Source organism: Hydrogenophaga sp., from assembly GCF_028698005.1.
In the GTDB taxonomy this organism is placed as follows: Bacteria; Pseudomonadota; Gammaproteobacteria; order Burkholderiales; family Burkholderiaceae_C; genus Hydrogenophaga.
Map to the genome: position 1 here is coordinate 20,080 of NZ_JAQVEJ010000021.1, position 10,290 is coordinate 30,369.

Consider the following 10,290-nt stretch of genomic DNA (forward strand, 5'->3'; position numbering starts at 1 on the left):
GGCCCTGTGGGCTAGCCGCCCGGCAGCAGCGCTGTCAGGGCGGCTTTTCTTTCTTCGGCGGGCAGGCCGGCGAGCTGGCGCGCGGCGGTGTAAAAGCGCGCGAAGTCGCGGCCCTCGCGCTCGAACAGCGCCTCGAAGGCGGGTACCCATTCGTCGTAGGCGGCCTGCGCGCCGAACAGGGCGTTGTTGGCCTGCGCGACCCAGCGGTCGTAGCCGGGCCAACTGCCCCAGCGCTCGCGCAGCCGCGCGTAGCTGGCACGAAATCCGTCCATGATCGCGGCCTTCCGTGCACGGCGCCCGGCGTCGGCCAGGCCGGGGGTGTCGTACAGCGCCGCCAGTTGCGCGCGCGTGTGGCTGGTGAGCTCGCGGAAGGCCAGACGGCGCTGCTGGAACTGGTCGAACGCCTGGCGGGCGTCGTCGCTGGCGCGCTCGCGCAGCCAGCGCGCGCCACCCAGCCGCTCGACGGCGGTGGCGAAGGATTCGTTGAAGCTGGTGTCGTCGCGCACGTAAAGCTGCTGGTGCGCCAGTTCGTGGAAGATCAGCCGCGCCAGCTCGCCCTCGGGGTAGCCGATGAAGGTGTTGAGCAGCGGGTCGCCGCCGAGCCAGTTGGTCCAGCCCAGGGTCGAATAGGCCGGCACGGGATAGATCGCGACCTCGCCTTCGCTGGCCAGCCACGCCGCGTAGTCCTGCGCGTCGGCCTCGTCGAAGTAGCCGCGGTAGCCGATGCAGCCGGTCACCGGAAAGCACCACTGCCGCAACTGCAGCGAGAACTCGGGTGCCGCGACCACGTTGTAGACCGCGGCGCGTCGGCCGAGGTCGGCATAGCGTGTGTAGCTGGCGTTGTCGGGCAGTTGCAGCACGTCGGCGGCATAGCGGCGGATCTCGCGCGCGGTCTGCAGGCGCTCGCGCAGCGGCCCGGGCGTGGCGGGGTCGTGCAGCCAGTCGTCGAGCGGGCGCGCGGCGTTCATCAACGCCAGGTGACCGGTGATCGACTGCCAGTAGTAGCCCGGACCGGTGAGTCGGCTGGTGCAGCCGGGCAGCACCAGCCACACCACCGCGCAAAGCAGCAGCACGGCCGGGCGTCGGCGCGTGACGCGGGATCGGCTCATGGGCACGCCGCCACCTCCACCAGACAGTCGTAGAACACCGGGCCGCGGCCCAGGTCGGTCAGGCGCTGGCTGGTCAGCTCGTTGACGTTGGTGCCGTCGGGGCCGAGCTTGCGCCACCAGATGCCCAGACCGTTGACGACGCCGGGCCGGGCGCGCTCACTCACACGGGCCTTGCAGCGGTACTCGCCGCGCGCGTTGAACACGCGCACCATCCGGCCGTCCTGGATGCCGCGCGGCTCGGCGTCGCTGGCGTGGATCTCCAGCAGCGGTTCGCCCTCGATGTCACGCAGGCTCTTCACATTGACGAAGCTGGAGTTGAGGAAGTTGCGTGCCGGCGGCGAGATCATCGCCAGCGGATGGCGCGGGTCGGTGCCGGCCGGCTCGTGGTTGGGCAGGTGGTCGGGCAGGCCGTCCAGGCCCTGGCGCGCCAGGCGCTCGCTGAAAAACTCGCACTTGCCCGACGGCGTCGGAAAACCCCCTTCGGCAAACGGCGCCTCGGGCAGGTCCAGCGTGGCAAAGCCCTGCGCCAGCAGCAGGTCGAAATCGACCTCGTCGCCGAAGGCCGTGCGGCACAGCGTGAGGTCGTCGTCACGGAAGCACGGCTCGTCAAAGCCCATGCGCGCGGCCAGCGCGCGGAAGATCGCGGCGTTGCTGCGCGCCTGGCCCCGCGGCTCGATGGCCGGGCGGTTGAGCAGCACGTCGGTGTGGCCGTAGCTGGCGTGGATGTCCCAGTGCTCCAGCTGCGTGGTGGCCGGCAGGATGAGGTCGGCATAGTCGGCGGTGTCGGTCTGGAAGTGCTCCAGCACCACGGTGAACAGGTCCTCGCGCGCGAAGCCGCGCACCACCTTGGCCGATTCGGGGGCCACGGCCACCGGGTTGCTGTTGTAGACCACGAGTGCCTCGATGCGCGGGCCGAAGCCGGGCGAGGTCTCGCGCAGCAGGTCGTCGCCGATGGTCACCATGTTGATGGTGCGCGGCGTGCGATCGGCCAGCAGGTCGGGCCGGTGCAGCGCCGCGCGGCGCACCGGGAAATGGCCCGACGAGGACAGCAGCACGCCGCCGGCGCGGTGGCGCCAGGCACCCGTCAGCGCCGGCAGGCAGGCGATGGCGCGCACCGCGTTGCCGCCGCCGCGCACGCGTTGCACGCCGTAGTTGACGCGGATGGCCGCCGGGGCGGTGGTGCCCCAGTCGCGCGCCAGCCGTTCGATCTGTTCGACCGGCACGCCGCAGACCCCGGCCGCCCGTGCCGGCGGCCACTGCAGCGCGCGTTCGCGCAGCGCCGGCCAGCCCAGCGTGTGGCGCGCGATGTAGTCGTGGTCCAGCCAATCGTGGACGATCAGCTCGTGCATGAGCGCCAGCGCCAGCGCCGCGTCGGTGCCCGGGCGCAGCGCGATGTGCTCGTGGCACTTGTCGGCGGTCTCGGTGCGGCGCGGGTCGACGCACACCAGCCGTGCGCCGTTGCGCTTGGCCTGCTGCGCCAGGCGCCAGAAGTGCAGGTTGCTGGCAATCGAGTTGCTGCCCCAGATCAGGATCAGTCTGGACTCGGCGAAATGCTCCACCTTCATCCCGATCTTGCCGCCCAGCGTGTGGGTCATGGCCTCGCCGCCGGCGGTGGCACAGATCGTGCGATCCAGCAGCGAGGCGCCCAGCCGGTGGAAAAACCGCGCCGCCATGCCTTCGGACTGCACCAGGCCCATGGTGCCGGCGTAGCTGTAGGGCAGGATGGCCTCGGGGTCGCGCGCGGCGATGGCACCCAGGCGCGCGGCGATCTCGTCCAGGGCGGTTTCCCAGTCCACGGGTTCGAAGCGGCCGCTGCCCTTGGGGCCCGTGCGACGCAGGGGCGTGAGGATGCGTTCGGGATGGTAGGTGCGCTCGGGGTAGCGCGAGACCTTGGTGCACAGGGCACCGTCGGTGTGCCGGTGCCCGGGGTTGCCCTGCACCCGTATGGCGCGGCCGTTGTCCACCGTGGTCAGCAGGGCGCAGGTGTCCGGGCAGTCGTGCGGGCAGGCTCCACGAACAGGCGAGTGGGGTTCGTTCGTGTTAATCGGGAGATGCATCGTGTCGGATCTGCTGGTATTGTTGCAAATTGTTCCCTGCCTCCGGTCCCTCGGAAAGCAGGATAGCAGGAGAAATGGATGCAGCGTCGTCGGGTGATTTCCGCCATCGGGCAAGGAGCGGGCTTGTCGTTGCTGGGGGGACTGGGGGCCGTGGCACGGGCCCAGCCGGCCGGCGTGAAGGACAACGTGATCGTGCTTGGCCAGTCGGCCGCGTTTTCGGGGCCGGCGCAGCAACTGGGGTTGCAATACCACCTGGGCGCGATGGCCTGTTTCGAGGCGGTCAATGCCAAGGGGGGTGTGCACGGCCGCAAGATCGAACTGCGGCGCCTCGACGACGGCTACGACCCGCAGCGGTGCGAAGCCAACACCCGGCAGTTGCTGCAGGAGAACGTGTTCGCCCTGTTCGGCTATGTGGGCACGCCCACCACGCAGGTGGCGCTGCCGCTGGCCACGCAGGCCAAGGTGCCGCTGTTCGCCCCGCTCACGGGCGCCGAATCGCTGCGCAACCCGTTCGACCGCCATGTCGTGCACATCCGCGCCTCGTACAACGACGAGACGGCCGCCATCGTGCGCCAGCTCACCTCGGTGGGCATCCGGCGCATCGCCGTGTTCCACCAGGACGACGGCTACGGCCAGGCCGGCCTGGCCGGCGTGCAGGCGGCGCTCAAGACGCTCGACCTCACGCCGGTCAGTGTGGGCGTGGTGGCGCGCAACTCGACCGAGGTGGCGGCCGCGCTCAAGACCATCCTGGCATCCCGGCCCGAGGCCATCGTGCAGATCGGCGCCTACCAGGCCTGCGCGGTCTTCGTTCGTCAGGCGCGCCGCGCCGGCTACACCGGCAACTTCTACAACGTCTCCTTTGTGGGTACCCAGGCCCTGCTGGACGAGCTTGGCGCCGAGGCCAAGGGGGTGGCGGTCAGCCAGGTGATGCCGTACCCGTACTCGGCCACCACCCCGATCGCGGCCGAATACCAGGCCGCGCTCAAGGACAAACGCGGTGTCGTGCCGAACTACTCGGGCATGGAAGGCTTCGTGGCGGCCAAGCTGTTCACCGAGGTGTTGCGCCGGGCGGGCCGCGGCCTCAACCGCGACAGTTTCCTGGCAGCGCTGGATGGTCTGCAGAAGCTGGATCTGGGCGGGTTTGTGCTGGAGTTCGGCCCCGGCCAGCGGGTCGGCTCCCGCTTCGTCGAACTGACCTTGCTGACCGCGGACGGCCGCGTGCGCCGCTGACGGATCGGCCGGACAAGGGTTAGGATGGATGGCGCCTTGCGGCATGGCACGCCATGATGCCTGCCTTGGTCTTTCCATCCGAGACGACGCCATGAAACTGATCGATCCCATCGTCACCGAGGCCGCCACGATGGCGGCGATCCGGCGCGACATCCACGCCCACCCGGAACTGTGCTTCGAGGAAGTGCGCACCGCGGACCTGGTGGCCGCCAAGCTCACCGAGTGGGGCATCCCCCTCCACCGCGGCATGGGCACCACGGGGGTGGTGGGCATCGTGCACGGCCGCGACGGCGGCGCCAGCGGCCGGGCCATCGGCCTGCGCGCCGACATGGACGCGCTGCCCATGACCGAGCTCAACACCTTCGGTCACGCCAGCCGCCATGCGGGCAAGATGCACGCCTGCGGCCACGACGGCCACACCACCATGCTGCTGGCGGCGGCACAGCACCTGGCGCAGCACCGCGACTTCGACGGCACCGTGTACCTGATCTTCCAGCCGGCCGAGGAGGGCGGTGGCGGTGCGCGCGAGATGATCAAGGACGGGCTGTTCACGCAGTTTCCGGTCGAGGCCGTGTTCGGCATGCACAACTGGCCGGGCCTGCCGGCGGGCAGCTTCGCGCTCAGCAGCGGACCGGTCATGGCCTCGAGCAACGAGTTCCGCATCGTCATCCGCGGCAAGGGCGCGCACGCGGCGCTGCCGCACAATGGCATCGACCCGGTGCCCGTGGCCTGCCAGATGGTGCAGGCCTTCCAGACCATCATCACGCGCAACAAGAAACCGGTGGACGCGGGCGTGATCTCGGTGACCATGATCCACACCGGCGAGGCCACCAACGTCGTGCCCGACCAGTGCGAGATCCAGGGCACGGTGCGCACCTTCACCTTCGAGGTGCTCGACATGATCGAGCAGCGCATGCAGGAGATCGCACGGCACACGGCGGCGGCCTTCGGCGCCACGGTGGAGTTCCACTTCCACCGCAACTACCCGCCCACCGTCAACCACCCGGCCGAGACCGCGTTCGCACGCCGCGTGGCCATCGACGTGGTGGGCGAGGCGCAGGTGCTGGTGCAGGAACCCACCATGGGTGCGGAGGACTTTTCCTTCATGCTGCAGGAGCGCCCCGGCTGCTACCTGTTCATCGGCAACGGCGATGGCGCGCACCGCGCCGGCTACGAAGGCGGCGGCCACGACGCCGGTCCCTGCATGCTGCACAACCCGCATTACGACTTCAATGACGAGCTGATCCCGCTCGGGGCCACCTACTGGGTGCGCCTGGTGCAGGCCTGGTTCGCCCAGACGGGCACGAAGGCGCAGCCATGATCGGCCTCCACGAGGCCTTTGCGCCCAGCTACGCCAGGGCCCGGGTCAAGTTCCTGGAGGCAGCCGCCATCGCCGGCATGGCCATCCGCAGCTACGACCACCCGCTCAAGGGCCGCGAGGGCGAGACGCTGGCCATGGACGTGGCGCTGGACGGTCCCGCCGATGCCGAAAACCTGCTCATCGTCAGCAGCGCCTGCCACGGGGTGGAGGGCTTCTGCGGCTCGGGCGTGCAGGTGTTTGCCGCCCACGATGCCGCGTGGCGCGAGCAGGCGCGCCGCGCCGGGGTGGCGGTGCTCTACGTGCATGCCCTCAACCCGCATGGCTTCTCGCACCTGCGGCGGGTGACGCACGAAAACGTCGACCTCAACCGCAATTTCCAGGACTTCTCGCGTCCCCTGCCCGACAACCCGGCCTACGGCGAGCTGCATGAGCTGCTGCTGCCGGCGCAGTGGCCACCCACGCCGGAGAACGAACACACCCTGCAGGCCTGGATCGCCGGCCGCGGCATGCCGGCTTTTCAGGTGGCCGTCACCCAGGGCCAGTACCAGCGTCCGGACGGGCTGTTCTTCGGTGGCCAGGGGCCGACCTGGAGCAACCGTACCCTGCGCGAGGTGTTGCGCAGCTACGGGCGCCGGTGCCGCCGGCTGGCCTGGATCGATCTGCACACCGGCCTGGGGCCGAGCGGCGTGGGCGAGCGCATCTTCGCCTGCCGCGACGATGCCCAGGCGCTGGCGCGCACGCGCGCCTGGTGGGGCGGCGGCGGCCAGACGCCCATCACCTCCATTTACGACGGCAGTTCCACCTCGGCCAAGCTGACCGGGATGATGTGGTGCGCGGCCTACGAGGAATGCCCGCAGGCCGAGTACACCGGCATCGCGCTCGAATACGGCACGGTGCCGGTGCCCGAGGTCGTGAACGCGCTGCGGGGCGACCACTGGCTGTACCTGCACCCCGGCGCGGACGCCGGGCGGCAGGCCGCCATCCGCCAGCGCATGCTCGATGCCTTCTACACCGACACCGATGCCTGGCGCCGCCAGATCGTGGCGCAGGCGCGGCAGGCGCTGAGCCAGGCCGTGGATGGCCTGGCGGGGATGGCGTCCTCAGGCGGCTGACGACGGCGCGCTGGCCGGCGCCTCGGCGCCACTTTGTTGCAGCGCCCACATGCCGGCATAGACGCCGCCGCGCGCCAGCAGCTCGGCGTGCGCCCCGCGCTCGACGATGTGGCCGTGTTCCAGCACGAGGATCTCGTGCGCGTCCACCACCGTGGACAGGCGGTGGGCGATCACCAGCGCCGTCTTGCCGCGCGCGGCGCTGCGCAACTCGGCCTGGATGGCCCTTTCGTTGGCCGAATCCAGCGCCGACGTGGCCTCGTCGAAGATCAGGATCGGCGGGTCCTTGAGCAGGGTGCGCGCGATGGCCACGCGCTGCTTCTCACCGCCCGAGAGCTTCAGGCCCCGCTCGCCCACCACCGTGGCGTAGCCTTGCGGCAGACGCTCGATGAAGGCGTGGATGTGGGCCGCCTTCGCCGCCGCCACGGCGGCCTCGTGCCCCGCGTCGGGGCGGCCATAGAGAATGTTGTATTCGATGCTGTCGTTGAACAGCACCGTGTCCTGGGGCACGATGCCGATGGCCTGGCGCAGGCTGGCCTGCGTCACCTGCCGGATGTCCTGGCCGTTGATGAGGATCGCTCCCGAGCCGACGTCGTAGAAGCGGTAGAGCAGCCGTGCCAGCGTGCTCTTGCCCGAGCCCGAAGGCCCGACCACCGCCACCGTCTTGCCGGCCGGAATCTCGAAGCTGATGCCGTGCAGGATCTCCCGCGCCGGCTCGTAGCCGAAGCGCACGTCGGCAAAACGCACGGCCGGCGGACCGTCCAGTTGCAGGGGCCGGGCGCCGGGCGCGTCGTCGATCTCGCGCTCCTTCTCCATGAGCGTGAACATCTTTTCCAGGTCGGTCAGGCTCTGCTTGATCTCGCGGTAGAGCACGCCCAGAAAGCCCAGCGGGATGTAGAGCTGGATCATGAACGCGTTGACCATCACCAGGTCGCCCAGCGTCATGTGCCCGTCGGCCACGCCCTGGGTGGCGCGCCAGAGCATGGCCACCAGCGCCACCGCGATCACCAGTTGCTGCCCCGTGTTCAGCAGCGACAGCGTGCGCTGGCTTTTCAGCCGCGCCTTGCGCAGCCGCTCCAGCGCCTGGTCGTAGCGGCGGGCTTCAAAGCCCTCGTTGTTGAAGTACTTGACGGTCTCGTAGTTGAGCAGCGAATCCACCGCGCGCGCCTGGCCGATCGACTCCAGCTCGTTCATCTCGCGCCGGAATTTTGTGCGCCACTCGGTCACCGTCACCGTGAAGAACACGTACAGCACCAGCGCCGCCAGCGTGATCCAGACATAGCCCATGTCGAAGCGCGTGCCCAGCAGGGTCAGCACCATCGTCACCTCGATCAGGGTGGGGACGATGCTGTAGAGCGAATACGAAATGAGCGACTGGACCCCGCGCGTGCCCCGCTCGATGTCGCGCGTCATGCCGCCGGTCTGGCGCTCCAGGTGAAAGCGCAGCGACAGCGAATGCAGGTGCCCGAACACCTGCAGCGCGATGCTGCGCGTGGCGCCCTCGGTCGCCTTGGCGAACACCAGCTCGCGCAGCTCGGTGAACAGGCTGGTGGACAGGCGCAGCAGGCCGTAGGCCAGCAGCAGCGCCACCGGCACCACCAGCAGCGCCTGGGCGCTGCCGGGCGCTATCGTCATGGCATCGACCAGCTCCTTGAGCAGCACCGGCACGCCCACGTTGGCCAGCTTGGCGGCCACCATGAACAGCAGCGCCGCCAGCACCCGCCACTTGTAGCGCCACAGGTAGGGCAGCAGACGGCGCAGCGTTGCCCAGTCGGACCGCGGCGGGGCGGGCTGGCCGGGCGACGACTGGGGCAGGGGCAGGTGGGCGGAGGAGCTGGTGTGGCGCATCAAACGAGGGGCGGGCAGACCGTTGTCGTGCGGTGTGCGAGACAATAAGGGAGAAGATCATTGAGATTGTGCCCATGTCCGACGAATCAAGCCCCCGTCCCCAGACATCCCTGCCCGAAGACCGGGAACTCGTGCTCAAGGTCATCCCCATGCCGGCCGATACCAACAGCAACGGCGACATCTTCGGCGGCTGGGTCATGGCGCAGGTGGACCTGGCCGGCTCCGTGCTGCCGGCGCGCTACGTGCCGGGCCGCATGGCCACGGTGGCGGTCAACCAGTTCATCTTCAAGCAGCCGGTGCGCGTCGGCGACATCCTCAGCTTCTTCGCACACATCACCCGCGTCGGCAACAGCTCCATCACCGTGCAGGTGGAGGTCTTTGCCGAGCGCTTCCGCGCCCAGGGCGTGTACGTGAAAGTGACCGAAGCCACCCTGACCTACGTCGCCATCGACGACGAAGGCCGGCCCACGCCCATTCCCAAGGACGCCAAAGACGCCAAGGACGGGCTGCCCCCTGCGAAGGACTGACGGGACTGCGCCGGCAGCGCCAGCGCATCCAGCGGGCTGGCCGTGCCACCGGCCGCCACCTTGAGCACGTGCGTGTAAATCATGGTGGTGGACACATCGCTGTGCCCCAGCAACTCCTGCACGGTGCGGATGTCGGTGCCTGCTTGCAGCAGGTGTGTGGCAAACGAATGCCGCAGGGTGTGCACCGTCACGTGCTTGGCAATGCCGGCCTGTTGCACCGCCAGCTTCAGCCGGCGCGAGAGCTTTTCTTCAAACAGGTGATGCCGGCGGATGGTGCCGGTGACCGGGTCGGTGGAGTTTTTGGGTGCGGGGAATACCCAGAACCAGGCCCAGGTCTCGCCGGCCCTGGGGTACTTGCGCTCCAGCGCATGCGGCAGGTAGACACCGCTTTGTCCGGTCGCCCTGTCCTGAGACCACAGGGCCCGTGCCTGCGCCAGTTGTTCCTGCAGGCGGGGCACCAGCGTGCGTGGCAGCATCACCACCCGGTCCTTGTCGCCCTTGCCACCGCGCACCACGATAGCCTGCCGGTCAAAGTCGATGTCCTTGACGCGCAGCGCCAGGCCCTCAGTCAGCCGCATGCCGGTGCCATAGAGCAAGGCGGCCAGCAAACCCTCGGTGCCGCTCATCAGGTCCAGCACCTGGCGCACCTCTGCCAAGCTCAGCACTGTGGGCACCCGCTTGCGTTCAGGCGGACGGCCAATGTTCTGCATCCACGGCAGCTCCATGCCCAGCACCTGCCGGTACAGAAACAGCAGGGCATTGAGGGCCTGGCGGTGGGTGGCCGGGGCCACCCGCCGCTCGGTGGCCAGCATTGTCAAAAAGCCTTCCACCTCGGCCTGCCCCAACAAGCGCGGGTGCCGAAAGCCCTGGCTGCCCTGTCGTGCTGTCCACAACACAAAGGCCTTGGTCCAGTGGACGTAGGCCTTCTCCGTCTGTAAGCTGTAGTGCAAATACCGTATACGCTCGCGCACCTGATCGAGCAACCGCTGGGACCGGGGAGGGGTCCAGTCGGGTTTGTCGGTTCTGTTATACCTGTTCATGCATACAGCATGACACGATAAGACGATGATTCAAAACAGATTTTTGGTA

General features: G+C 69.0%; 7 protein-coding genes and 1 pseudogene. 4 read left to right on the forward strand and 4 right to left on the reverse strand.

The genetic code is table 11. From position 1 onward, the window contains the following. Positions 1-11 precede the first annotated feature (11 nt). Positions 12-1,109 (reverse strand): aminopeptidase, encoded by a 1,098-nt coding sequence (locus tag PHQ87_RS03975; protein WP_300231504.1) that lies wholly within the window; start codon positions 1,107-1,109, stop codon positions 12-14. Continuing rightward, positions 1,106-3,166: a molybdopterin oxidoreductase family protein gene (locus PHQ87_RS03980; protein WP_300231506.1), complete on the reverse strand. Its 2,061-nt coding sequence runs from the start codon at positions 3,164-3,166 to the stop codon at positions 1,106-1,108. The genes PHQ87_RS03975 and PHQ87_RS03980 overlap by 4 nt, the downstream gene beginning before the upstream one ends. Positions 3,167-3,244: 78 nt before the next feature. Between PHQ87_RS03980 and PHQ87_RS03985 the strand changes: the two genes are divergently transcribed. The 3 genes from PHQ87_RS03985 to PHQ87_RS03995 all read left to right on the forward strand — a co-directional run bounded on the left by PHQ87_RS03985 (position 3,245) and on the right by PHQ87_RS03995 (position 6,829). Then, complete coding sequence (locus tag PHQ87_RS03985) at positions 3,245-4,396, forward strand: ABC transporter substrate-binding protein (RefSeq protein WP_300231508.1); 1,152 nt, start codon at positions 3,245-3,247, stop codon at positions 4,394-4,396. 91 nt (positions 4,397-4,487) lie between these two features. Then, the gene (locus PHQ87_RS03990; RefSeq protein ID WP_300231511.1) at positions 4,488-5,717 is read left to right on the forward strand and encodes a M20 aminoacylase family protein; all 1,230 of its coding nucleotides are present in this window, start codon (positions 4,488-4,490) and stop codon (positions 5,715-5,717) included. Further along, complete coding sequence (locus PHQ87_RS03995; RefSeq protein WP_300231513.1) at positions 5,714-6,829, forward strand: M14 family metallopeptidase; 1,116 nt, start codon at positions 5,714-5,716, stop codon at positions 6,827-6,829. The genes PHQ87_RS03990 and PHQ87_RS03995 overlap by 4 nt, the downstream gene beginning before the upstream one ends. On the opposite strand, the gene PHQ87_RS04000 is transcribed toward PHQ87_RS03995, so the two are convergent. Then, a complete protein-coding gene (locus tag PHQ87_RS04000) occupies positions 6,818-8,674 on the reverse strand; it encodes an ABC transporter ATP-binding protein/permease (protein ID WP_300231515.1) in 1,857 nt (618 codons plus the stop codon). The two genes, PHQ87_RS03995 and PHQ87_RS04000, sit on opposite strands and share 12 nt — an antisense overlap. Before the next feature lie 74 nt (positions 8,675-8,748). Between PHQ87_RS04000 and PHQ87_RS04005 the strand changes: the two genes are divergently transcribed. After that, complete coding sequence (locus PHQ87_RS04005) at positions 8,749-9,201, forward strand: acyl-CoA thioesterase (protein ID WP_300231516.1); 453 nt, start codon at positions 8,749-8,751, stop codon at positions 9,199-9,201. Between the two features lie 20 nt (positions 9,202-9,221). Here PHQ87_RS04005 and PHQ87_RS04010 read toward each other — a convergent pair. Beyond that, positions 9,222-10,241, reverse strand: a pseudogene (locus tag PHQ87_RS04010) (integron integrase); the annotation flags it as partial. Between the last annotated feature and the right edge of the window lie 49 nt (positions 10,242-10,290).

Bases quoted from the DNA above. Each gene is read 5' to 3' on its own strand.
- PHQ87_RS03990 (WP_300231511.1), top strand. From the start codon at position 4,488: ATGAAACTGATCGATCCCATCGTCACCGAGGCCGCCACGATGGCGGCG.
- PHQ87_RS03985 (WP_300231508.1), top strand. From the start codon at position 3,245: ATGCAGCGTCGTCGGGTGATTTCCGCCATCGGGCAAGGAGCGGGCTTG.
- PHQ87_RS04005 (WP_300231516.1), top strand. From the start codon at position 8,749: ATGTCCGACGAATCAAGCCCCCGTCCCCAGACATCCCTGCCCGAAGAC.
- PHQ87_RS03975 (WP_300231504.1), bottom strand. From the start codon at position 1,109: ATGAGCCGATCCCGCGTCACGCGCCGACGCCCGGCCGTGCTGCTGCTT.
- PHQ87_RS03995 (WP_300231513.1), top strand. From the start codon at position 5,714: ATGATCGGCCTCCACGAGGCCTTTGCGCCCAGCTACGCCAGGGCCCGG.
- PHQ87_RS04000 (WP_300231515.1), bottom strand. From the start codon at position 8,674: ATGCGCCACACCAGCTCCTCCGCCCACCTGCCCCTGCCCCAGTCGTCG.
- PHQ87_RS03980 (WP_300231506.1), bottom strand. From the start codon at position 3,166: ATGCATCTCCCGATTAACACGAACGAACCCCACTCGCCTGTTCGTGGA.